The organism is Streptomyces megasporus (assembly GCF_000718985.1).
Lineage (GTDB): Bacteria > Actinomycetota > Actinomycetes > Streptomycetales > Streptomycetaceae > Streptomyces > Streptomyces megasporus.
Window position 1 is genome coordinate 17,139 of the sequence record NZ_JODL01000024.1, and the last position, 23,566, is coordinate 40,704.

A 23,566-nucleotide genomic window follows, 5' to 3' on the forward strand; every position below is an offset into this window, starting at 1 on the left:
GGCCGGAACCGCCGGGTGCGCCCACCTGTGAACCCTGTGAACGAGGTGGGCACACCCGGCGGTGTCGTCGGAGCGGGACTCAGAGCAGCCCGTAGCGCTCCGCCGCCTCACGCACCGTCTCCCGCTTGACCTCGCCGCGCCGGGCCAGTCGGTCCAGCGCCGCGACCGTGATCGCCTCGGCGTCCACGCCGAAGTGGCGACGGGCGGCCTCACGGGTGTCCGACAGGCCGAAGCCGTCGGTGCCCAGCGAGAACCAGTCCTGCTCGACCCACTGGCTGATCTGGTCCGGGACGGCCCGCATCCAGTCGCTCACGGCGAGGACCGGGCCGGGCGCGCCGTGCAGGGCGCGGGTGACGTACGGGGTCCGGTCCTCGCCCCTGAGCTGCGCCGCGTCGCAGGACAGGGCATCGCGGCGCAGCTCGCTCCAGGAGGTGGCGGACCACACGTCGGCGATCACGCCCCACTCGTCGGCGAGCCTGCGCTGGGCGTCCAGCGCCCAGTGGATCGCCGTTCCGGAGGCCAGCAGTTGGACGCGCGGGGCGTCGCCGTCGGGCGAGGAGGCGGGCGCGGTGCCCTCGCGGAAGCGGTACAGCCCCCGCACGATGCCCTCCTCGACGCCCTCGGGCATCGGCGGCTGGACCTTCGGCTCGTTGTAGACGGTCAGGTAGTAGAAGACGTCCTCGTGCTCGGCCGGGTCCGGGCCGTACATCCGCCGCAGACCGTCCCGCACGATCACGGCCACCTCGTACGCGAAGGCCGGGTCGTACGCGAGCGCCGCCGGGTTGGTGGAGGCGATCAGCGGGGAGTGGCCGTCGGCGTGCTGGAGACCCTCGCCGGTCATGGTGGTGCGGCCCGCGGTGGCGCCGATGAGGAAGCCGCGGCCGAGCTGGTCGGCGAGCGCCCACATCTGGTCGGCCGTCCGCTGCCAGCCGAACATCGAGTAGAAGATGTAGAACGGGATCATCGGCTCGCCGTGCGTGGCGTACGCGGTGGCGGCGGCCGTGAACTCGGCCATCGAACCGGCCTCGGTGATCCCCTCGTTGAGGATCTGACCGTCGACGGCCTCCTTGTAGTACAGGAGTTGGTCGCGGTCCACGGGGTCGTAGGTCTGGCCGACGGGCGAGTAGATCCCGGCCGTCGGGAACAGCGACTCCATGCCGAAGGTGCGCGCCTCGTCCGGGACGATCGGCACCCAGCGCGGGCCCGTCCCCTTCTCCCGCAGCAGGTCCTTCACCAGCCGGACGAACGCCATCGTGGTGGCGATCTCCTGCTTGCCGGACCCCTTGGCCAGGGCCTGGAACGGCCTCTCGGAGGGCGCGGGCAGCCCGACCGCGTGGAACCGGCGCTCCGGAGCCGGGCCGCCCAGCGCGGCGCGGCGCTCCTTCAGGTACCGCACCTCGGGGGAGTCGGGGCCGGGGTGGGCGTAGGGCACCAGCTCCTCGCCCAGGGCGCTGTCGGGGATGGGGAGTTCCAGCCGGTCGCGCATCGCGCGGAACTCCTGACCGGTCAGCTTCTTCATCTGGTGGTTGGCGTTGCGCGACTCGAAGCCCGGACCGAGGGTGTGGCCCTTGACGGTCTGGACGAGGATCACGGTCGGGGCGCCGGAGTGCTCCACGGCCGCGCGGTAGGCGGCGTACACCTTGCGCGGCTCGTGGCCCGCCCGCGAGGAGCCGAAGCACTCGACGATCCGCTCGTCGGTCAGCGACTCGGCCATCCTCCGCAGCGCCGGGTCGGCGCCGAAGAAGTGCTCGCGGACGTAGCCGGCGTCACGGGTGGCGTACGTCTGGAACTGCGCGTCGGGGACCTCGCGCAGCCGCCGCAGCAGCGCGCCCTCGGTGTCCCTGCCCAGCAGGTCGTCCCAGGCGGTGCCCCACAGGGACTTGACCACGTTCCAACCGGCCGCGCGGAACCGGGCCTCCAGCTCCTGCACGATCTTGAAGTTGGCGCGGACCGGGCCGTCCAGCCGCTGGAGGTTGCAGTTGACGACGAAGGTCAGGTTGTCCAGGCCCTCGCGTCCGGCCAGCGACAGCGCGGCGGTCGACTCCGGCTCGTCCATCTCGCCGTCGCCGAGGAACGCCCACACCCGGCTGCCCGAGGTGTCCTTGACGCCGCGGTGGTGGAGGTAGCGGTTGAAGCGGGCCTGGTGGATCGCGGCGAGCGGGCCCAGCCCCATGGAGACGGTCGGGAACTCCCACAGCCAGGGCAGCCGGCGCGGGTGCGGATAGGAGGGCAGACCGTTGCCGTCCACCTCCTGCCGGAAGTTGTCCAGGTGCTCCTCGGTCAGCCGCCCCTCCAGGAAGGCGCGGGCGTAGATGCCGGGGGAGGCGTGGCCCTGGATGTAGAGCTGGTCGCCGGAGCCGGGGGCCTCGGGGGCGTCCTTGCCGCGGAAGAAGTGCTGGAAGCCGATCTCGTAGAGCCAGGCGGCCGAGGCGTAGGTGGCGATGTGGCCGCCCAGGCCCCAGCGGCTGCCGCGGGTGACCATGGCGGCGGCGTTCCAGCGGTTCCAGGCGGTGATCCGCCGCTCCAGCTCCTCGTCGCCGGGGAAGGCCGGCTCGGCGGCGGTGGGGATGGTGTTGACGTACTCCGTCTCCAGCAGCGAGGGCAGGGCGATCCCGGCGCGCTCGGCGTGCTCCAGGGTGCGTCGCATCAGGTACGCGGCTCGCTGCGGACCGGCCGCGCGGGTGACGGCGTCGAGGGACGCGGCCCACTCGGCGGTCTCCTCGGGGTCGCGGTCCGGGAGCTGGTCCAGCTCGCTCGGACGGCGTTCGGCACTGGTCATGGTGGCCGCCTTCCGGACAACAGACAGGTCGTGGAACGGGGGCGGGGGTGGCGCCCCGACGGCACTGTACGCTCACGATCGATGATCGATCAAAGAAAAGGACGTAAAAGGGCGGCAGAGAAGAGAAATTGGCATCCAGTGCCACTAACTAGACACGCGGTGCACACCCCAGGACGTGCTCCTTGACCAGCTCGCCCACCCGCGGGTCGCGCCGGCGGAACGCCTCGACGACCGCCTCGTGCTCCTCGGCGTACGACTGCTGCCGGGTGCCCAGCCAGCGGATGGCGAGCGTGGTCCACACCCCGATGCCCAGCGACTCCCAGGTGTGCAGCAGCACGCTGTTGCCGGCCGCCCGGACCAACTCCCGGTGGAAGGCCACGGTGTGCCGCACCTGCGCCTCCGAGTCCCCGACGCGGTCGGCCTCGTGGAGCAGCGCCACATGCGGCTCCAGCGCCGAGACGTCCTCGGCGAGGCGGGGGGCGGCCAGCTCGGCGGCGATCTGTTCCAGCCCGGCCCGCACCGGATAGATCTCCTCCAGGTCGGCCGCGGTCAGGTTCCGCACCCGCACGCCCTTGTTGGGGGCCGACTCGATCAGCCGCAGCGCCTCCAACTCGCGCAGCGCCTCCCGCACAGGGGTCTGACTGACGGCCAGCTCCACGGCGATCCGCCGCTCCACGATGCGCTCGCCCGGCTTCCAGCGTCCGCTGACGATCCCCTCCACGATGTGCTCGCGGATCTGCTCGCGGAGGGAGTGGACGACGGGAAGGGTCATGGGTGCTGCTCCTTGGGGTCGGGACCATCGACGATACGGCGACCACGCGGGCGCCGGGACCTTGCGGAAGGGAGGAGCCGTGACGAGGAACCGCGGACGGGCCGCGGGAGGACGGCGGAAGGCCGTGGGTTCGGGTCGTGAAAGACCGCGAAAGGCGGTGCCCCCGCCCGGAGAACTCCGGACGGGGGCACCGACGACGTGGGACGGACCGCTCAGAGTCCCAGTTCGCCCTCGAACTCGCCTGCCTCCAGACGGGCCTTGACGTCCGTCAGGTAGCGGGCGGCGTCCGCGCCGTCGACCAACTGGTGGTCGTAGGACAGGGTCAGGTAGACCATGTCCCGGATGGCGATGGTCTCGCCCAGCTCCGGGTGGTCGATCACGACCGGGCGGCGCACGGTGGCGCCGATGCCCAGCTCGGCCACCTGCGGGTAGTTCACGATGATGGTGTCGAACAGCGCACCGCGCGAGCCGGTGTTGCTGATCGTGAACGTGCCGCCGGACATGTCGTCCGGGCTGAGCTTGCCGGTGCGGACCTTGTTCGCCAGCTCCGCCGTCTTCTTGGCGATGCCGGCGATGCTCAGGTCGCCCGCGCCCTTGATGACCGGGACCATCAGGCCCTTCTCCGAGTCCACCGCGATGCCGATGTTCTCGACGTCGTGGTAGGTCACGGTGCCGTCGTCGTTGATCTTGGCGTTGATCGACGGGTGGGCCTTCAGCGCCTCGGCGGCGGCCTTGACGAAGAACGGCATCGGGGAGAGCTTGACGCCCTCGCGGGCCAGGAAGTCCTCCTTGGCCCGGGCCCGCAGCCGCATGACCTTCGTGACGTCGACCTCGATCACGGTGGAGAGCTGCGCCTGGTTGTGCAGCGCCCTCATCATGTTCTCGGCGATGACCTTGCGGATGCGGGTCATCGGGACCGTCTGGCCACGCAGCGGCGACGGCGTGACCGGAGCCCGGCCGGCCGACGGAGCGGCCTGCGCGGGAGCCGGGGCCGGGGCCTGGGCGGCCTTGGCCTTGGCGGCCTCGGCGGCGGCGACGACGTCCTGCTTGCGGATGCGGCCACCGACGCCGGTGCCCTTGACGGTGGAGAGGTCGACGCCGTTCTCGGCGGCGAGCTTGCGCACCAACGGGGTCACGTAGGCGCCCTCGCCGCCGGCGGGCTGGGCGGGCTGCGGTGCCGGAGCCGGGGCCGGGGCCGGGGCCGGGGCCTCGGCCTGCGGGGCCGGTGCGGCCGGGGCCGGCGCGGGCGCCGGGGTGGGCTCGGGAGCGGGAGCCGGAGCCGGGGCGGGTGCCTCGGCCTGCGGGGCCGGGGCCGGCGCGGGCGCCGGGGTGGGCTCGGGCTGCGGAGCCGGGGCGGGCTCGGGTGCCGGGGCGGGAGCCTCGGCCTGCGGGGCCGGGGCGGCACCCGGGGCGCCGATGACGGCCAGCTTGGCGCCGACCTCCGCCGTCTCGTCCTCGGCCACCAGGATCTCCAGCAGGGTGCCGGAGGCGGGGGCGGGGATCTCGGTGTCGACCTTGTCGGTCGAGACCTCCAGCAGCGGCTCGTCGGCCTCCACCTCCTCGCCGACCGACTTCAGCCAGCGGGTGACGGTGCCCTCGGTGACGGACTCGCCGAGCGCCGGCAGCACCACGTCGGTGCCCTGGGCCGCACCACCCTGCGGAGCGGCGGCCGGAGCGGGCTCGGGTGCCGGCGCGGGGGCCTCGGCCTGCGGGGCCGGGGCGGGCTGGGCCTGCGGCTCGGGCTGCGGAGCCGGAGCCGGAGCCGGGGCCGGGGCCTCGGCCTGCGGGGCCGGTGCGGCCTCGGCGGCCGGGGCCTGCGCCGGGGCGGGAGCGCCCGAACCGTCGTCGATGACGGCCAGCTCGGCGCCGACCTCCACCGTCTCGTCCTCGGCCACCTTGATGGCGGACAGGACGCCGGAGGCGGGGGCGGGGATCTCGGTGTCGACCTTGTCGGTCGAGACCTCCAGCAGAGGCTCGTCGGCCTCGACGCGCTCACCCTCGGCCTTCAGCCAGCGGGTGACGGTGCCCTCGGTGACGCTCTCGCCGAGCGCCGGCAGGGTTACGGAAACCGCCATGGTTTCGGTTGCTCCTAACGAAAAGTACGGACGTCGTGGTCGTGCTGCTGTCGCGCCCGGGAAGTTCAGTCGTGGGAGTGCAGCGGCTTGCCGGCCAAGGCCAGGTGGGCCTCGCCGAGGGCCTCGTTCTGCGTCGGGTGCGCGTGGATGAGCTGCGCGACCTCGGCGGGCAGGGCCTCCCAGTTGTAGATCAGCTGGGCCTCGCCGACCTGCTCGCCCATCCGGTCGCCGACCATGTGGACGCCGACCACGGCGCCGTCGCGGACCTGGACGAGCTTGATCTCGCCCTGCGTCTTGAGGATCTTGCTCCGGCCGTTGCCGCCGAGGTTGTACTTCAGCGTCACGACCTTGTCCGCGCCGTACTTCTCCTTGGCCTTGGCCTCGGTGAGGCCCACGGAGGCGACCTCCGGGTGGCTGTACGTCACACGCGGCACACCGTCGTAGTCGATCGGCACGACGTTCAGCCCGGCGAGCCGCTCGGCCACCAGGATGCCCTCGGCGAAACCGACGTGCGCGAGCTGGAGGGTGGGGACCAGGTCACCGACGGCCGAGATGGTCGGCACGTTGGTGCGGCAGTACTCGTCGACGAGGACGTAGCCGCGGTCCATGGCGACGCCGGCCTCCTCGTAGCCCAGCCCCTGCGAGACCGGGCCGCGGCCGATCGCGACGAGCAGCAGCTCCGCCTCGAACTCCTTGCCGTTGGCGAGGGTGACCTTGACGCCGTTGTCGGTGTACTCGGCCTTCTCGAAGAAGGTGCCGAGCGAGAACTTGATGCCGCGCTTGCGGAAGGCGCGCTCCAGCAGCTTGGAGCTGTTCTCGTCCTCGGCCGGCACCAGGTGGGGCAGGCCCTCGACGATGGTGACGTCGGTGCCGAAGGACTTCCAGGCGGAGGCGAACTCGCAACCGATCACACCGCCGCCGAGGATGACGGCGGACTGCGGCACGCGGTCCAGGGTCAGGGCGTGCTCGGAGGTGATGATCCGGTTTCCGTCGATCTCCAGCCCCGGGAGCGACTTGGGCGTGGAACCGGTGGCGAGCAGGATGTGACGGCCCTCGTAGCGCTGCCCGTTCACGTCCACCGAGGTCGGGGACGACAGGCGGCCCGCGCCCTCGACATAGGTGATCTTGCGGGAGGCGATCAGCCCCTGCAGACCCTTGTACAGGCCGGAGACCACGCCGTCCTTGTACTTGTGCACGGCCGCCATGTCGATGCCCTCGAAGGTGGCCTTGACGCCGAAGTCGGCGCTCTCGCGGGCCTGGTCCGCGATCTCGCCCGCGTGCAGCAGAGCCTTCGTGGGGATGCAGCCGTAGTGCAGACAGGTACCGCCGACCTTGTCCTTCTCGATCAGGGCGACGTCCAGACCCAGCTGCGAAGCGCGAAGGGCAGCGGCATAACCGCCGCTACCGCCTCCGAGGATCACTAGGTCGAAAACGGTGCTGGCGTCGTTCGCCACGTCACGTCCTCCATGCATGGGTACGCCGGAGCCGGTCCGTCGGAGACCGGGCGGCTGTATGTTCGGCCGCTTTCTGCTCGGCCCTGTGGGTTAAGCGGGCCCTGTCCTGCCGAGACAACATCTTTGCACTTGTTGGCGGGCGATGAGACGCGGGGCCGGCGCCCGGACCGCTCATACCGTCCTGAACAGGAGGATTGCGAGTCGCCACGCGTGTCTACCGGAGAGTAGCCCATCCATGATCGCTCTGGGCGAACACCGTCGGGTGTGACACGGGACGCGGCCGGGCACAAGGACCGCCGTCGACCCGGCGGCGAACGTGCGAGCGGGACCGCTCCGTCCCGGGCACCCGCGGCGCCCGGGACGGAGCGGACGACGGAGCGGACGACGGCCCCGTTACAGCGCGTCGCCGCTCGCCGTGCGCTCGACGAGGCGGACCAGGGTGCGCACCGCGGAGCCGGTGCCGCCCTTGGGGGTGTAGCCGAAGGGACCGGACTCGTTGAAGGCCGGACCCGCGATGTCCAGGTGGGCCCAGGGGGTGCCCTCGGCGACGAACTCCTTCAGGAACAGACCGGCGACGAGACCGCCGCCCATCCGCTCGCCCATGTTGGAGATGTCGGCGATGGAGGAGTCCAGGCCCTTGCGCAGGTGCGTGGGGAGCGGCATCGGCCAGGACTGCTCGCCCGCCTCCTCGGCCGTCTCGTGCACGGTGGTGCGGAAGGCGTCGTCGTTGGCCATGACGCCGAAGGTGCGACCGCCCAGGGCCAGCATCATCGCGCCGGTCAGGGTGGCCACGTCCACCACCGCGTCCGGCTTCTCCTCGCACGCGCGGGTCAGGGCGTCGGCCAGGACCAGGCGGCCCTCGGCGTCGGTGTTGAGCACCTCGACCGTCTTGCCGCCGTACATGGTGAGGACGTCGCCCGGCCGGGTCGCGGTGCCCGAGGGCATGTTCTCCGCCAGCGCCAGCCAGCCGGTGACGTTCACCGCCAGGCCGAGCCGGGCCGCGGCGACCACGGCGGCGAAGACGGCGGCGGCGCCGCTCATGTCGCACTTCATGGTCTCGTTGTGGCCGGCGGGCTTGAGGGAGATGCCGCCCGAGTCGTAGGTGATGCCCTTGCCGACCAGGGCCAGGGTCTTCTTCGCCTTGGAGGGCCGGTACGCGACCCGCACCAGGCGCGGCGGGTTGGCCGACCCCCTGCCGACGCCGAGGATGCCGCCGTAGCCGCCCTTGGCGAGGGCCTTCTCGTCGAGCACCTCCACCTCCAGTCCGTGCTCCTTGGCGGCGGACTGGACGGCGGCGGCGAAGGACTTCGGGTGGAGGTCGTTGGCGGGGGTGTTGACCAGGTCGCGGGCGCGGTTGACCTCGGCGGCGACGACCTCGGCACGCTCGGCGGCGGCCTTGTGCGCCTTGTCGCGCGGCTTGGCGCCGAGCACGATGACCTCGGCGAGCGGGGTGCCGGCGTCCGCGCCGTCCTTCTTTCCGCCCTTCTTGCCCTTCCCCTTGGCCTTGTCGTCCTTGCCGCGGTAGGCGGTGAAGGCGTACGCGCCCAGCAGCGCGCCCTCGCAGACGGCGGCCACCGACGCGCCGTCCTCGGCGGGCAGCGCGAAGCCGGCCTTCTTCCGGCCGGACAGCGCGCGGGCGGCCGCACCGGCGGCGCGGCGCAGCGCCTCCGGCTCGTACGAGCCGTCCTTCGCCGGGGCGTCGCCGAGCCCGACCGCCAGCACCAGATCCGCCTTCACGCCGTCGGGCGCGGGCAGCTTGGTGACCTCGCCCTCGCCGCCCGAGGCGCCGAGGGTCTCCAGGACGGCGGCCAGTTTGCCGCCGAACGCCTGGTCGACGGTCTCGCCGCCCGGAACGACCACGGGGCCCTCGGGGCCCTTGGCGACACCGACGACAACGGCGTCCGCGCGCAGCGTCGCGGCGGACGAGGTACTGAGAGTCAGAACAGACACGGTGGTGGGAATCCCTCTTCCGGTTGGAAAGCCGAGTGAATGTGCACGGCTTCGGGCACGAGCCGAGCCTACGTCCGTCGCGGCCCGTGCGGTCGTGGTGGTGGCTCCGGGCGGACGCGGGGCCGCTCGCCGAGCGGGAACGAGGCGGGGTACGGGTCGTCCGTTCCGGAATTCTCCGAGGGGCGCTAACCCAGCGCAAGCACCACCAGGGTCGTGGTGAGGGCGGTCTCGGCCAGCGCGCCGAAGACGTCGCCGGTCACCCCGCCCAGACGGCGACGGCAGCGGACCAGCAGCGCCTCCGCGGCGCCGAGCGCCAGGACGACCGCCGAGGCGTACGACACCGCGCGGTACGGACCCTCCGACACGCCCGCGACGACCGCCGCGAGCATCACCACCGCCGCGCCGACCACGGCCGCGGACCGGACCGGCACCACACCGGCGACCGCCGCCCCCAACCCCTCGGGGCGGGCCGCCGGAACGCCCTTCCGGGAGGCGAGCGTCATCGCCGTCCGGGCCGTCACCGCCGCCACGGCCACCGCGAGGGCGCCGTGCGCGAGGCCGCCCACGTACAACTCCGCGACGGCCGCGACCTGCGCGAGCAGGACCAGCAGGAGGGCGACCACCCCGAAGGGGCCGATGTCGGAACGCCGCATCACGGCCAACGCGCCCTCGGCGGGCTTCCCGCTGCCCAGCCCGTCGGCGACGTCCGCCAGCCCGTCCAGGTGCAGCGCCCGGGTCAGGACGGCGGGCACGGCGACGGTGACGATCGCGGCCGACAGCGGCGAGAGACCGAGGAGCAGGGCGACGGCGCCGGCCGCCGCCGCGCACGCCCCGACCACCGCCCCGGCCAGCGGGGCCCACTCCATGCCGCGCCGGGCGGCGGCCCGGTCCCAGCGGGCGCCGCGCACCGGCAGCACGGTGAGCGTGCCGAAGGCGAAGCGCACGCCGTCCGACACCGTGGCGGGCGGCGGGGAAGCGGGCGGGTCCTGGGGCGGCTGCGGGGTGGTGTCCATCGCGGGCAGGCTACCCGGCGGGCGCGGAACGGGCCCCGGCGACCGGAGAGCGGCCGGGCCGCACGCGCCCACCGGCGCGCCGACGTGACGGGCCGTCAGGTGACGTCGAGTATCTCCGGGGCGCCCGCCGCCCCCGCGGGACCCTCACCACCGGCGGTCTCCTCCGGCTCCCCCGGACGCACCGGAAGCTCCGCGGCCAGGGCCGCGGCGGCCTGGACCAGCGGGAGGGCGAGCAGGGCGCCGGTGCCCTCGCCCGCGGTGACGCCGTGGTCCAGCAGCGGGTCGAGCGCCATCCGGTCCAGCGCCTTGGCCTGCGCCGGTTCGCCGCTCGCCTGCCCGGCCAGCCACCAGTCCGGCGCCCGGAACGCCACGCGCTGGGCGACCAGCGCGCACGCGGCGGAGACCACGCCGTCGAGGATCACGGGAGTGCGGCGCACGGCCGACTGGAGCAGGAAGCCGGTGATCGCGGTCAGATCCGCCCCGGCCACGGTCCCCAGAAGCCTCAACTGGTCGCCCAGCACGGGCCGGGCCCGACGCAGCCCGTCGCGGATGGCCGCGCACTTGCGCATCCAGGCGAGGTCGTCGATGCGTCCCCCGCCCCGCCCGGTGACCACGGAGGCGTCGGTGCCGCACAGGGCGGCGACGAGCACCCCGGCCGCGGTGGTGCCGCCGACGGAGATGTCGCCCAGGACCACCAGGTCGGTCCCGGAGTCGGCCTCCTCGTCGGCGACCGCCATCCCCGCCCGGAAGGCGCGCTCGGCCTCCTCGGGGGTGAGGGAGTCCTCGACGTCGAGCCGGCCGCCGGAGCGCCGCACACGGTGCCGGACGACCTCCTCGGGCAGCTCGGCCGGGTCGCAGTCCAGCGACATGTCGACGACCCGCAGCGGCACCCCGAACCGGCGCGCCAGCACCGCCACCGGGCTCGTTCCCTCCAGCGCGGCCCGCACCAGGGCGTGCGCGCCGCCCGCGGGTCGGGCGGAGACGCCCAGTTCGGCCACTCCGTGGTCCCCGGCGAACAGCACGACCTTCGGCCGCGCGACGGGCCCGACGGGGACACGGGCCTGCGCCGCGGCCAGCCACTCGCCCAGCTCGTCCAGCCGCCCCAGGGCCCCGGCCGGCAACCCCGTCCGGGCCCGCCGCTCCTCGGCGTCCCGGCGGACACCGCTGTCGGGGCGTTCGATGAGGTCCCCGAAGTCGTCGAGATTCAGGCTGCCGTCGCTCATGGGGTGTGACATTACCGTCCCGCGCCCGGCCCCCGACCGGGACTCAACCGCGCAGGGGCAGGGCCGTGCCCGCCACGACCAGCAGGACGTGTTCGCACTCCGCCGCCACCGCCGCGTTCAACCGCCCCAGCTCGTCGCGGAAGCGGCGTCCGGAGGCCGTGGCGGGCACGACGCCCGAGCCGACCTCGTTGCTGACCGCGACCACCGTCCGGCCGGCGGAGCGGAAGGCAGCCGCCAGGGCGTCGACGCGCTCGGCGAGGGCCCGCCGGGCCTCGCCGGACCGCCACCGGTCGTCGTCCCAGGCGCCGACGGCGTCCATCGCGTCGGTCAACCACAGGGACAGGCAGTCGATCAGCACCGGCGGGGCGTCGGGCTCGGTCAGCAGCGGGACCAGATCGCAGGTCTCGGCCGTGCGCCAGGAGGCCGGGCGGCTCTCGCGGTGGGCCGCCACCCGGGCCGCCCACTCCGCGTCGCCCTCCCGGGCGCCGCCCGTCGCGACGTACAGCACCTCGGGGAAGGCGGCCAGCCGGCGCTCGGCCTCGGCGGACTTCCCCGAACGGGCGCCGCCCAGGACCAGCGTGCGCCGGGGCAGGTCGGGGACGGCCCGGTAGTCGCCGACCACCAACGTGGTGCCGTCCGGCACGGTGCGCGCCCCCGCCGCGGCCAACCGGCGGTGCAGCTCGGGGCCGGGCGGCACGTCGTGGTCGATGTGGACGGCCAGCACGTCCGTGGTCGGGCCGACGGCCCCGGCCGCCCGCAGCCGGGCGAGCGCGTCGGGACGGCCCAGGACGTCCATGAGCACCAGGGCGTACGGCACGGGCGTCGCCGTCCGCCGCAGCGGCCCGGCGCCCCGGTCCGGGCCGGCGGGCCCGCCGGACCCGACGGGGAGGCTCGCGGGTCCCGCGCCCGGCGGCAGGTACAGCAGGCGTTCGCCGTCCGGCCCGCCGACCTCGTACCCGGTGCCCGGGGAGTCCAGCGCCACCGCGCGCACCCGGTGGCCGTCGAGCAGCGCCAGCTCCCGGCCGTCGGGCACCCGGGCCGGCGCGGGCAGCCCGGCCGGGATCTCGGGGGCGGGCCCGTCGTGCGGGTGCGAGAGCAGCACCTGCCGCACCCCGTGCAGGGTGCGGCCCGCGCGGGCGGCGGCCAGGGCGGGGCCGGGGGTCAGGTCGAGCAGCAGGACGCCGTCCACGAGCAGCGCGGTCGCCGCTCGCGCGTCCGCGCCGACGGCGGTCGCGCAGGCCGCGCAGGGGCAGCCGGGACGGGGGAGGCCGGCGGGCGCGCCGGTGCCGAGCAGAGTGAGTTCCACGCCACGATCGTCTCGTGTCCGGTGGTGGTGTGCGCGAGGGGCACTAGTCTGCGGACAGTTGGACAGGATCATGGGAACACGGCAACCGGGACACAGGCACAGGGGAGGCGCACATGGCGTGGACGTGGCGGTTCGAGAAGGCCGACGGCACGGAGACGGAACCGGCCGTCCGGCCCGAGGAGTTCTCCACTCAGGGCGACGCGGAGAGCTGGCTCGGCGAGACGTGGCGGGAGCTGCTGGAGGGCGGGGTCGAGCAGGTGACGCTCTTCGAGGACGGCACCAGGATCTACGGCCCCATGAGCCTGAGCGCGGCCGAGGAGGGCTGACCGTCCGGCCGCGCCGTGCCGTGTCCGGACCGCCGCGGTCCGGACACGGCACGCGCCCCGCTTCGACACCCGACCCGGGCGTTCGACCCCGGCGTTCGGTGCCGGGCTCGGCTCAGCGTTCGCCGAGGGTGAGCGTCACGGTCCGCTCCTCGCCGCCGCGCCGGAAGACGACCTCCACCTTGTCGCCCGGCTCGTGGGAGGCCAGCGCCTCCGCCAGCCCGGTCGTGTCCAAGGTCTCGACCCCGCCCAGCTCGACGATCACGTCGCCCGGCCGGAGCCCGGCGTCGGCCGCCGCGCCGCCCTCCTCCGGCTCCACCACGGTGACGCCGGCGGGCAGGTAGTCGTCGCCGAGCACGGTCCGCACCGTCGCCTCGATCGCCGCCTCGTCGGAGTCGATCACCTTGCCGTGCTCGATCATCTGGTCCGCCAGGTGACGGACGGTGTCGGAGGGGATGGCGAAGCCCAGGCCCGGTGCCGTGCCCCCGTCCCCGCCGGGGGAACGGGCGGCCAGGGTGGGGACGCCGATGACCCGGCCGGACAGGTCGACCAGGGCGCCCCCGCTGTTGCCCGGGTTGATCGGGGCCGAGGTCTGGATCAGGTCGCCGATGGTGGCCTCGGCGCTGCCCTCGCTGATCGAGCGGTCGGTGGCCGAGACGATGCCGTCGGTGACGCTGGAGGACAGCCCGAGCGGATTGCCCATGGCCAGCACGATCTGGCCGACGTCCACCTCGTCGGACTCGCCGAAGGTCGCCGGGCGCAGGTTGTCCGGCGGGTCGACGAGCCGCACGACGGCCAGATCCTCGTCCGGATAGCTGGCGACCAGCTCCGCCGTCCGGTCCTCCCGTCCGGTGGCGAGGGTGATCCGGAACCGTTCGGCGTCGCCCACCACGTGGGCGTTGGTGACGATGTGGCCCCGGTCGTCGTAGACCACGCCCGAGCCCAGCCCGTCGGTGGTGGTGATCTGGACGACGGACGGCAGGACCTGGTCCACCACCTTCTGGTACGCCTCCTGCAACTCCCCGGCGCCCCCGGGAACGGGCACGGAGGCGGTGGGGGAGGGCGAGCCGTCGGAACCTCGGGGCGAGTCCGAGCCGGTGCACCCGGCGAACAGGGCCGCCGCCGCGCACAGGGCGACGGCTCCCGCGCGGCGTCCGCCGCGCGTGTGGGAGCGGGTCATGGCAGCGTGTCCCCTTTCGCCGGCTCCGGTGCTGGGCGACCGCCGACGGCATCGGCGCCCCGCCGGGACGTCACGCCGTCGGGGCGTCCGCGTTCCCCACCGGGGCCGCCAGAAACTGCGTGGCCGCCAGCTCGCCGTAGAGCGGGTCGCCGGCCACCAGCTCCTCGTGGGTGCCCACCGCCCGCACCCGCCCGGCCTCCAGCACCACGATCCGGTCCGCGAGCGTCACCGTGGACAGCCGGTGGGCGACGACCAGCACCGTCGTGGTCCGGGCCGCCTCCGCCACCGCGTCGCGCAGCGCCAGCTCGTTGACCGCGTCCAACTGCGAGGTCGCCTCGTCCAGCAGCAGCAGACGAGGACGGCGCAGCAGTGCCCGCGCTATCGCCACCCGCTGCCGCTCCCCGCCGGACAGCTTGCTCCCCCGGTGCCCGACGACCGTCTCCAACCCGTCCGGCAGCCGCTCCACCAGCTCGGTCAGCCGGGTGCGCGCCAACACCTCGCGCACCTCCTCCTCGTCGACGTCCCCGACGGCGAACAGCAGGTTCTCGCGGAGCGTCCCGGAGAGCACGGGCGCGTCCTGCTCCACGTAGCCGATCGCCGCGCGCAGCTCGTGCAGCGGCCAGTCGCGCACATCGCGCCCGTCGACCAGCACCCGGCCGCCGCTCACCTCGTGGAAGCGCTCGATCAGCGAGAACACCGTGGACTTGCCCGCCCCCGACGGGCCGACGAACGCGGTCATCCCGCCGCCGGGCACGGAGAAGGAGACCCCGTGGTGGACGTTCGGCAGCTCGGGGCGGTAACGGAAGACGACACGGTCGAAGACGACCGAGGCGGGCGGCCCCTGCACCACCGGCGGCGGGCCGTCGCCGGCGGGCTCGGTCTCCATCCGTTCGGCCTCGGCGATGCGGGCGATCGCCGCCGATCCCACCTGGTACTGGGCGACCGCGTCGACCAACCGGGAGACCGGGTCGATCAGGTAGAAGAGCAGGAGCAGGAAGGCGACCAGCGTCGAGACCGAGACGGCGCCCGAGGCCACCCGCGCCCCGCCGACGCCCAGCACCGCCAGGAACGACACCTGGACGGCCAGGCCGGTCGTCGTCCCGGCCACCGCGTGCCATCCGGCGGCCCGCACGCCGTGCCGCCAGGCCGTCCGCGCCGCCTCCTCCACGACGCGCGTCTCCCGTGCCTCCGCGCCCGACGCCTTGACCGTGCGGAAGGCGCCGAAGACGCGCTCCAGGGCCGAGGCGATCTCCCCGACCGACTCCTGCGCCCGCTTCGCGGCCTTCGAGATCCGCGGCATCACCAGCGCCAGCGAGCCGCCGATCAGCACGATCACCCCGAGGGTGACGCCCAGCAGCACCGGGTCCAGCCGGGCCATCAGCACGAGCGTCGCCACCAGGGTGAGGGAACCGGTGACGGCCGAGACCATGGAGGTGGTCGCGACCTGCCGCAGCAGCGTGGTGTCCGAGGTGACCCGGGACAGCAGGTCACCCGGTTGGATCCGCTCCACCTCCGGTATCCGCAGCCGCAGCAGCCGGGCGGCGAGCCGGCTGCGCGCGGCCAGCACCACGGACTCGGCGGTGCGGTTGAGGAGGTAGGAGCCGAGCGCCTCGATCGCCGTGCCCAGCACCACCAGCGCGGTGAGGAGCAGCAGGACCGAGGTGATCGACCCGCCGCCGCCCAGCCGGTCCACCAGCTCCTTGGCCGCCAGCGGCTGCGCGAGCCCGGTGACGGCGCCGACCAGCGACAGCAGGGCGCCGAGCGCGATCGGAGCCCGGTGGGGACGTATGTGGGCGTACAGCGCGCGCCACGTCTCCCGGGCGGGGAGCCGATCACCGGCGGGGGAGGGCGGTGCGGGACGCGCGGAGGTGGTGGACACGGGGACCTTCCTGTTCGCGGCCCGCCGGCACGGGCCTGTTCACACGGGCCGCTCGCGGGGCCGGCCGGACCATCGGGGCCGTCGTGGTGGGGGACGCGAAACCGCCCCCGGACACCTGAGCGCCCGGTCGGCCGCGCGGTCGGCGGCCGACCGACGGTCGGTGGTCGGGCGGCGGTGGTCGGTGGACGGTCGGGCGGCGGTGGTCGGTGGACGGTCGGGCGGCGGTCAGTCGCGCACGGCGCACAGGTGCAGCGCGGCGGCCACCCCGCGGTAGGGGTCGGTGCGCCCGGCGCGCTCCTCGGCGGCCAACAGCGACTCGCCCTCCGCGCCCTCGGGCAGGACGGCGTCGTCGTCGGTGAAGACCTGCACCCCGTACCACCGGTGCAGCGGGATGCTCATCCCGGTGAGGGCGGCGCTCAGCGCGTCCGGGCGCAGGGCGCGGTCGCCGGGGTCGTCGGTGGGGGCGAGGTGGGTCAGGGCGCCCTCCCAGTCGCCGGCCAACCCCGGTCGCATGGCCCGCGCCTCGGTGTTGGGCACCAGCAGCGACAGCAGCCCGCCGGGGGCCAGCACCCGGCCCAGCCCGGCCAGCAGCGGGCCCGGTTCGTCGCCGGGCGCCAACACCCCGTGGCAGAGCACCACGTCGAAGGAGCCGGGCAGGAAGTGGGCGCCGGTGCTGCGGCTGTCGCCGGAGACGACGTGCGTCCGCTCCCGGATGCCCTCGGGCTCGTCCGCCAGGACCCGGCGGATCGCGGCGACCAGGTCGGGGTCGGACTCCAGCCCGGTCACCTCGTGCCCGGCCCGGGCCAGCCGCAGCGCCTGGTGGCCGTCGCGCAGCGCCACGTCCAGGACCTTCAGCCGCCGGCCCACGGGAAAGCGGGCCGTGACCTGCTCCTCCAGTTGCCGGGCCACCAGGGCCTGTCGTATGGAGTCGTCCATCGATGAATGGTTCGTCGGCGGTCTCTCGCGTTCCCTCAGCGGCGCGGCGCCTCGCCCCGGGCGACCTGCGGCTTGGGCAGCCGCATGCGGCGCATCTGGAGGGTGCGCATCAGCGCGTACGCCACGGCGCCGCGCCGGTTCTCGTCGGGGAAGCGCTCGCGCAGGGCACGCCTCAGCCTGAAGCCGGTGACGAACGAGTCGACGACGATCATCACGATGACGCCCAGCCACACCAGCAGGGAGACGTTCTGGAGCGAGGGCACCATGCTCATGACCAGGATGGCCACGGCCAGCGGCAGGAAGAACTCCGCCACGTGCCACTTGGCGTCCACGAAGTCGCGCGCGTAGCGCCGCACGGGACCCCGGTCGCGCAGCGGGAGGTAGCGCTCGTCCCCGCCGGCCAGGGCCTCACGCTGCCGGGCCAGCTCGGCGCGGCGGGCCTCACGGGCGCGCTTGGCCGCCTCCTTGCGGTTCGCCGGCGGCTTGACCGCGGCGCGGCGAAGCGCCTCGGCCTCGCTGCGCTTGGGCGTGGGGCGGCCCTTGGGCGCCTGGGGGTCGCGGCGCTGCTTGGTCAGGTTCACGGTCTCCTGGGGAGCCGCGGTCTGCTCATCACGAGAACGGCTTCGGAACACACCGCCAAGAGTACGGGGCCGCCAGGTGTGGACCGAACCCCCACGGGGAACGATCCGGCAACGGCGGGTTGCCGGGCTCCCTACTTCCTGGGCGGGAGAAGGCCGAGCGCCGATCGTCCTGGAGGAGGAGCACATCGGGGTCCTGACAGTGCGGTAATGGAGACGGGGCCCGTAGGGTGGGACCTGTCGATGTGCGAGGCCAGTCCGTTGAGAAGGGGGCGCGCGAGGCCCATGAGCGGTGTCATGAAGCGTATGGGGATGATCTTCCGCGCGAAGGCCAACAAGGCCCTGGACCGGGCCGAGGACCCGCGCGAGACGCTGGACTACTCCTACCAGAAGCAGCTCGAACTGCTGCAGAAGGTGCGCCGTGGGGTCGCCGACGTGGCGACCTCCCGCAAGCGTCTGGAACTCCAGCTCAACCAGCTCCAGTCGCAGTCCGCCAAGCTGGAGGACCAGGGGCGCAAGGCGCTGGCGCTCGGCCGCGAGGACCTGGCGCGCGAGGCGCTGACCCGCCGCGCCGCGCTCCAGCAGCAGGTGACGGACCTGGAGCAGCAGCACCAGACCCTCCAGGGCGAGGAGGAGAAGCTCACCCTGGCGGCCCAGCGCCTCCAGGCGAAGGTGGACGCCTTCCGCACCAAGAAGGAGACCATCAAGGCCACCTACACCGCCGCCCAGGCCCAGACCCGCATCGGCGAGGCCTTCTCCGGCATCTCCGAGGAGATGGGCGACGTGGGCCTGGCCATCCAGCGGGCCGAGGACAAGACCGCCCAGATGCAGGCCCGTGCCGGGGCGATCGACGAACTGCTGGCCTCCGGCGCGCTCGACGACCCCAGCGGTCTGGCCAAGGACGACATCGCGGCCGAGCTGGACCGGATCTCCGGCGGTTCGGACGTCGAGTTGGAGCTCCAGCGGATGAAGGCCGAACTGGCGGGCGGCACCGGCGGCGACCGCCAGGCCATCGAGGGCGGCCAGGGGCAGGCGCAGCAGCCGCAGGCCCAGGAGCAGCCCCAGCGGGACACCCCCCGGTTCGACAAGCAGTAGGCCCGACCGACGGGCGGCCGACGACGGGTGCGCCGGGCGTGCGCCGGCGCACCGGCCGCGGGAAGCTGGGACACGGACCCCGGCACGCCGCCCACCGGGCCCTTCGGAAGGAGAGCGCCGTGATCGTACGGATCATGGGGGAGGGGCAGGTCAGGCTGGACGACAGCCACCTGCCCGGCCTGAACAGGCTGGACGACGAACTGCTCGCCGAGATGGAGAACGGCGACGGGACGGGCTTCCGCCGCACCCTGGCCGCCCTCCTGGACGCCGTGCGGACGCTGGGCACACCCCTGCCGGACGACTCCCTGGAGCCCTCGGACCTCATCCTGCCCGCGCCCGAGGCCACCCTCGACGAGGTGCGCTCCATGCTCGGCGAGGACGGGCTGTTCCCCACCGACATCCCCACCGACGCCGACGCTTCCAGCGACGCCGACACTCCCACCGACACCCCCGCCGGTCCTCGCTGACCTCGCGTCCCGCGGGGACGGGCACGGCCGGGGACGCCCTCAGGGGAGGGCGTCGGAGGGCACGTACGGCGACGGCGGGCGCATGCCGCGCAGACCGAGCCAGTCCCCGGGGGCGAGCTCCAACCCGGCGGCCAACCCGACGTCCACGGCCCACTGCTGCTCGGCGGTCAGGTTGTCGATCCGCACGGGACGTCCCTCGCCGACGGCGCCCAGGGCGGCGGTCAGCAGCCGGCGGGCCAGCCGCCGGGTGGTGGCGGCCAGCGTCTCCACCCGGTCCTCGCGCACGTAGCAGTAGCCGCTGCCGGTGAAGTCGTCGGTCACCAGCAGCCGGCAGTGGCGCAGCAACTCCTCGTGGTCCGGCCCGTGGGCGCCGCCGCGCAGCCGCCGGTCCACCGAGTCCATCAGGTCCCGGTCCCCCGGCCCGCCCTCGGCCACCACACCGTCCGGGGCGGCGAGACGCGCCAGGGAGACCGTCCCGGACAGCCGCATCGTCGGGTGCAGGTCGAGCCTCGCCCGCCGGTGGACGCGGGCGGCGGCCGGGTGCCGCGAGCCGCGGGCGATCCCGCGCAGACAGCCCCGGCCGTACGCCGCGGCGTGCCGCAGCAGCTCCGTGCCCACCCCGCGGCCCTGCGCCTCGGGGAGGACGGCCAGCAGGGACAGACTCCAGGTGCCCTCCCGCCGGGAGGACAGCACGACCCCGATCGGGCGGCCGGTGGCGTCCTCGGCCAGCCGGCAGCCCTCCGGGTCGGTGCGGGCCAGATGGCGGGCGGGGTGGAGACGCCGTTCCGCCGGGGCCGGCAGCGGAATGTCCGGCCCCGGCGGGGAGCCGGGAGGTCCGGGCGGGAATCCGGCGAAGGCGGCGTCGGCGACGGACCGCACCGCCTCGGCGTCCTCGTCACCGTCGCGTACCGGGCGCAGCAGCATGCCGACCATCCTGGCCGAACGGGCCGCGCCCGGTCACCCTCCCTCGGGCGTGCGCCCGGATCACGGCAGGGCGAGCATCCGCTCCAGGGCCAGCTTGGCGAACTTCTCGGTCTCCGGGTCGACCTGGATGCGGTTGACGACCTTGCCGTCCACCAGGGACTCCAGGGCCCAGACCAGATGGGGCAGGTCGATCCGGTTCATGGTCGAGCAGAAGCAGACCGTCCGGTCGAGGAAGACGACCTCCTTGCCCTCGGGGGCGAAACGGTTCGCCAGGCGGCGCACCAGGTTCAGCTCGGTGCCGATCGCCCACTTCGAGCCGGCCGGGGCGGCCTCCAGGGTCTTGATGATGTACTCGGTGGAGCCCACGTGGTCGGCGGCGGCGACGACCTCGTGGCGGCACTCGGGGTGCACCAGCACGTTGATGCCGGGGACGCGCTCGCGCACGTCGTTCACCGAGTCCAGCGTGAAGCGGCCGTGCACCGAGCAGTGGCCGCGCCACAGGATCATCTTCGCGGCCCGCAGCTCCTCGGCGGTCAGCCCGCCGTTCGGCTTGTGCGGGTTGTAGACGACGCAGTCCTCCAGGGACATCCCCATGTCCCGCACGGCGGTGTTCCGCCCCAGGTGCTGGTCGGGCAGGAACAGCACCTTCTCCCCCTGGGAGAACGCCCAGTCCAGCGCCCGCTTGGCGTTGGAGGACGTGCAGATGGTGCCGCCGTGCCGGCCGGTGAAGGCCTTGATGTCGGCCGAGGAGTTCATGTACGAGACCGGGACGGTGACGTCGGCGACGCCCGCCTCGGTGAGCACGTCCCAGCACTCGGCGACCTGCTCGGCGGTGGCCATGTCGGCCATCGAGCACCCGGCGGCCAGGTCGGGCAGGACGACCTGCTGCCGGTCGGAGGTGAGGATGTCGGCGGACTCGGCCATGAAGTGCACGCCGCAGAAGACGATGTACTCCGCCTCCGGGCGGGCCGCGGCGTCCCGCGCCAGCTTGAAGGAGTCGCCGGTGACGTCGGCGAACTGGATGACCTCGTCGCGCTGGTAGTGGTGGCCGAGGACGAAGACCCGCTCCCCGAGCTTCTCCTTGGCCGCGCGGGCGCGCTCGACCAGGTCCGGGTCCGACGGGGCGGGCAGGTCGCCGGGACACTCCACACCGCGCTCGCTCCTGGGGTCGGCCTCGCGACCGAGGAGGAGCAGGGCGAGCGGCGTCGGCTGGACGTCGTCCGGGTGGAGGGCGGCAGAGGGCTGGGCGGTGTTCACGGCACGCACCCTTTCGTCGGATTCAGCGGGCCTTTTCGTCGGATTGACGCTATTCATCATAGCTGCTTCACGTCACCTTGACGATGCCCATCGCGTCAGTGTGACGCATCACCGTCCGCACGCCGCGGAGTGACCTCGGGGCGCGGGTGTGCGAGCATGAAAACCGCAAGAACGTGCCCGGCCTGGAATGAAACCGGGAGGCCGCTTGTTTGCCAGGCGGCAGAGCAGTCCGTACAACCCGGGAGAGAAGCAGATGTCCGTATCGGACCAGACCGCCGTGACGACCGATGGAATCATCCTGTCCGATGCCGCCGCGGCGAAGGTCAAGAGCCTGCTCGAACAGGAGGGCCGCGACGACCTGGCCCTGCGCGTCGCCGTCCAGCCCGGCGGCTGCTCCGGCCTGCGGTACCAGCTCTTCTTCGACGAGCGGTCGCTCGACGGCGACGTCGTCAAGGAGTTCGACGGTGTCCGCGTCGTCACCGACCGGATGAGCGCCCCGTACCTCAACGGCGCCTCCATCGACTTCGTCGACACCATCGAGAAGCAGGGCTTCACCATCGACAACCCGAACGCCACGGGCTCCTGCGCCTGCGGCGACTCCTTCAGCTGATCCGCCCCGCCCCGCCGCCCCGGCGCGGCGACGGCGGTGACACGACGGAAGGGCGGCTCCCGGTGTTCGGGAGCCGCCCTTCCGTCGTGTTCCGTCGCGCTATTCGCGCGGCCTCCCGTCCTCGTGCGGGCCCTCGGGCAGCCGCTCGCCGTCCTCGTTCAGAATCTTCCGGTCGCCGACCGGCTTCCCCAGCGTCACCTTCGCCGTCATCTCCTTGGCGACGAGGATGCACGCCCTGCCCGGGTCCTTCGCCTTCCCGGAGATCCGGATCGTCACGGCTTTCGCGCTCTCCTCCGCCTCGGCGGCGTGGTCGTCGCACACACCGCCCCAGAAGTGGACGGTGAGCATGCGGTCCTCGGGCCCGTACTCGTCGACGTGGGTCACCGTCCGCACCCGCTCCTCGGCGGACCGGCCCGGATCGGCCGGCGCGGACGTGGGGTCGTCGCCGCCGCCGGCGGGCGGCGCCAGGTACCGCGGTTCCACCGCCGGGTGGGCCACGGCGTACCCCTCCCCGCCGCCGGCCGCCACCTCGAACAGCCAGGACGGCACCAGCAGTTCACGTCCCTCGGACAGGTACGTCGAGAGCCCGAACGACGCGCCCGTCACCTCCAGGACCTCCCGCTTCCCCGCGGGGCCGCAGGGCACGGCGTCCCCCGGGTCGCCGTCCGCGGGCGGAACGAGGTCCGGCTTCCCGGCGCCGGGCTTGCCGACCCCCGGGCCGGCGTCCCCCGGCTCCGCGGCACCCCCGTCCGAGGGCTTCGAGCACAGGACGCCCGGCTCCATCCGGCCGCTGCGCTCGTTGAGCGCCGCGAGGGTGTCCTCGGCGCTCAGCACCGGGTACTTCGGGCCGTCGACCTTCTCGAGCCCGCCCAGCTTCCCGTTCCCGTTCGCGAGCGCTCCCCGGTGGCCGACCCCGACCTCGGTCGTCCACCCGTTCACGGGCAGCCCGTCCTGCCGCGGTTCGACGCGGACGATCCGCAGCCCGTCCCGCGTCCGTCCGGCGTCCACCTCGGCGTCCTCCAGGCCGAGGGCCTCGACGACGGGCGCGACCGCCTCCTTCGCCTCCTTCTCGGAGACGCCGCCGGCCTTCAGCGGGATCGCCCCGGTGAACGACCACACGCCCGTGGCGCCGTCCACCGTGAGCGACCTGCCCTTCCCCTCGTCGCCGCCGCCGACCGTCCAGGTGCCGTTCTCCTCGCGGACCTCGCCGGGGACCTCCAGCGCCTCCGCCAGACCGGCCACCTCCTCCCGGTCGACGTCGACGGCGGGCCGGTAGGCCGGGGCCGACGCGGGCCCCTTCGGCAGCGGCTCCGCCGCCTTGTACACAGGACCCCCGCCGGGAGCGGGCTCGCCGGGCGCGATCCCGCGGTCCGCCGCCTCGGTCCCCTGGCCGTAACCGTCCAGGACCAGTGGGGACGGCCTTCCGTCCGGGCCGCTCTGGGCCGCGTCCGCCGCCCCGTCGTCGGAGGCGGACCCGGCCCAGTACGCACCACCGCCCCCGGCCAACAGGACGGCGAGGGCCACCGAGACGGTCGTCAGCCCGCGCCGTCGCGGTCGGGCGGGCTCCGGGGTGTGATCGGCGCTCACCGCATCGCTCCTTCGGTTCCGTGTACCTGGTGCTGTCCGGGTACTCGCTGTTCCCTGTCCTGCGTCGTGGCGCGTCCCTCACGCCCGTCCTTTGCCCCGCACGGGAGGCGGACGGGCGAGGAGACGACGCCGATGGGACGGGGCCGGGGCGCGGACGG

General features: G+C 74.0%; 18 protein-coding genes and 1 pseudogene. 4 read left to right on the forward strand and 15 right to left on the reverse strand.

What is annotated here, in order from left to right; all coding sequences use genetic code 11:
• Positions 1–79 precede the first annotated feature (79 nt).
• The 8 genes from aceE to IF47_RS0119410 all read right to left on the reverse strand — a co-directional run bounded on the left by aceE (position 80) and on the right by IF47_RS0119410 (position 12,572).
• The gene (gene aceE, locus IF47_RS0119375) at positions 80–2,779 is read right to left on the reverse strand and encodes a pyruvate dehydrogenase (acetyl-transferring), homodimeric type (RefSeq protein WP_031510126.1); all 2,700 of its coding nucleotides are present in this window, start codon (positions 2,777–2,779) and stop codon (positions 80–82) included.
• A gap of 148 nt (positions 2,780–2,927) precedes the next feature.
• Positions 2,928–3,551: a GntR family transcriptional regulator gene (locus tag IF47_RS0119380; RefSeq protein WP_031510127.1), complete on the reverse strand. Its 624-nt coding sequence runs from the start codon at positions 3,549–3,551 to the stop codon at positions 2,928–2,930.
• Positions 3,552–3,763: 212 nt separating this feature from the next.
• Positions 3,764–5,626 carry a 2-oxoglutarate dehydrogenase, E2 component, dihydrolipoamide succinyltransferase gene (sucB, locus tag IF47_RS0119385; protein ID WP_031510128.1) on the reverse strand — a complete coding sequence of 621 codons (1,863 nt, stop codon included), beginning with the start codon at positions 5,624–5,626 and terminating at the stop codon, positions 3,764–3,766.
• Positions 5,627–5,691: 65 nt separating this feature from the next.
• Positions 5,692–7,080, reverse strand: coding sequence for a dihydrolipoyl dehydrogenase (gene lpdA, locus IF47_RS0119390; RefSeq protein WP_031510129.1), 1,389 nt, complete (start codon positions 7,078–7,080; stop codon positions 5,692–5,694).
• A gap of 393 nt (positions 7,081–7,473) precedes the next feature.
• Positions 7,474–9,030, reverse strand: coding sequence for a leucyl aminopeptidase (locus IF47_RS0119395; RefSeq protein WP_031510130.1), 1,557 nt, complete (start codon positions 9,028–9,030; stop codon positions 7,474–7,476).
• Positions 9,031–9,215: 185 nt separating this feature from the next.
• Positions 9,216–10,043: an adenosylcobinamide-GDP ribazoletransferase gene (locus IF47_RS0119400; protein WP_031510131.1), complete on the reverse strand. Its 828-nt coding sequence runs from the start codon at positions 10,041–10,043 to the stop codon at positions 9,216–9,218.
• Between the two features lie 95 nt (positions 10,044–10,138).
• Positions 10,139–11,266, reverse strand: a complete 1,128-nt coding sequence (locus IF47_RS0119405; protein WP_051717894.1) for a nicotinate-nucleotide--dimethylbenzimidazole phosphoribosyltransferase — start codon at positions 11,264–11,266, stop codon at positions 10,139–10,141.
• Positions 11,267–11,309: 43 nt separating this feature from the next.
• Positions 11,310–12,572 carry a bifunctional adenosylcobinamide kinase/adenosylcobinamide-phosphate guanylyltransferase gene (locus IF47_RS0119410; protein ID WP_031510133.1) on the reverse strand — a complete coding sequence of 421 codons (1,263 nt, stop codon included), beginning with the start codon at positions 12,570–12,572 and terminating at the stop codon, positions 11,310–11,312.
• A gap of 113 nt (positions 12,573–12,685) precedes the next feature.
• Between IF47_RS0119410 and IF47_RS0119415 the strand changes: the two genes are divergently transcribed.
• The gene (locus IF47_RS0119415) at positions 12,686–12,898 is read left to right on the forward strand and encodes a hypothetical protein (protein ID WP_031510134.1); all 213 of its coding nucleotides are present in this window, start codon (positions 12,686–12,688) and stop codon (positions 12,896–12,898) included.
• Positions 12,899–13,010: 112 nt separating this feature from the next.
• Here IF47_RS0119415 and IF47_RS0119420 read toward each other — a convergent pair whose 3' ends face one another.
• The 4 genes from IF47_RS0119420 to IF47_RS0119435 form a co-directional block, all read right to left on the reverse strand.
• The gene (locus IF47_RS0119420; protein ID WP_051717896.1) at positions 13,011–14,075 is read right to left on the reverse strand and encodes a S1C family serine protease; all 1,065 of its coding nucleotides are present in this window, start codon (positions 14,073–14,075) and stop codon (positions 13,011–13,013) included.
• Positions 14,076–14,145: 70 nt separating this feature from the next.
• Positions 14,146–15,954, reverse strand: a complete 1,809-nt coding sequence (locus tag IF47_RS0119425) for an ABC transporter ATP-binding protein (protein WP_031510136.1) — start codon at positions 15,952–15,954, stop codon at positions 14,146–14,148.
• A gap of 225 nt (positions 15,955–16,179) precedes the next feature.
• Complete coding sequence (locus tag IF47_RS0119430) at positions 16,180–16,890, reverse strand: class I SAM-dependent methyltransferase (protein WP_031510137.1); 711 nt, start codon at positions 16,888–16,890, stop codon at positions 16,180–16,182.
• Positions 16,891–16,925: 35 nt separating this feature from the next.
• Positions 16,926–17,471 carry a DUF3043 domain-containing protein gene (locus IF47_RS0119435; protein ID WP_245641173.1) on the reverse strand — a complete coding sequence of 182 codons (546 nt, stop codon included), beginning with the start codon at positions 17,469–17,471 and terminating at the stop codon, positions 16,926–16,928.
• Between the two features lie 294 nt (positions 17,472–17,765).
• Here IF47_RS0119435 and IF47_RS0119440 point away from each other — a divergent pair, with 294 nt between their 5' ends.
• Together IF47_RS0119440 and pspAA are read left to right on the forward strand one after the other, a co-directional pair.
• A complete protein-coding gene (locus IF47_RS0119440; RefSeq protein WP_281179531.1) occupies positions 17,766–18,563 on the forward strand; it encodes a PspA/IM30 family protein in 798 nt (265 codons plus the stop codon).
• A gap of 119 nt (positions 18,564–18,682) precedes the next feature.
• Positions 18,683–18,955 (forward strand): annotated as a pseudogene (pspAA, locus tag IF47_RS0119445) (PspA-associated protein PspAA); the annotation flags it as partial.
• A gap of 114 nt (positions 18,956–19,069) precedes the next feature.
• Here the strand turns inward: pspAA and IF47_RS0119450 are convergent.
• Positions 19,070–19,954, reverse strand: a complete 885-nt coding sequence (locus IF47_RS0119450; RefSeq protein ID WP_031510141.1) for a GNAT family N-acetyltransferase — start codon at positions 19,952–19,954, stop codon at positions 19,070–19,072.
• A 60-nt stretch (positions 19,955–20,014) separates the two neighbouring features.
• Entirely contained in the window at positions 20,015–21,220 is a 1,206-nt protein-coding gene (gene nadA, locus IF47_RS0119455; RefSeq protein WP_031510142.1) for a quinolinate synthase NadA, read from the reverse strand.
• 244 nt (positions 21,221–21,464) lie between these two features.
• Here nadA and erpA point away from each other — a divergent pair, with 244 nt between their 5' ends.
• Positions 21,465–21,821 carry an iron-sulfur cluster insertion protein ErpA gene (erpA, locus tag IF47_RS0119460; RefSeq protein WP_031510144.1) on the forward strand — a complete coding sequence of 119 codons (357 nt, stop codon included), beginning with the start codon at positions 21,465–21,467 and terminating at the stop codon, positions 21,819–21,821.
• A 99-nt stretch (positions 21,822–21,920) separates the two neighbouring features.
• Here erpA and IF47_RS0119465 read toward each other — a convergent pair whose 3' ends face one another.
• Positions 21,921–23,408 (reverse strand): hypothetical protein, encoded by a 1,488-nt coding sequence (locus tag IF47_RS0119465; RefSeq protein WP_031510145.1) that lies wholly within the window; start codon positions 23,406–23,408, stop codon positions 21,921–21,923.
• Positions 23,409–23,566 lie beyond the last annotated feature (158 nt).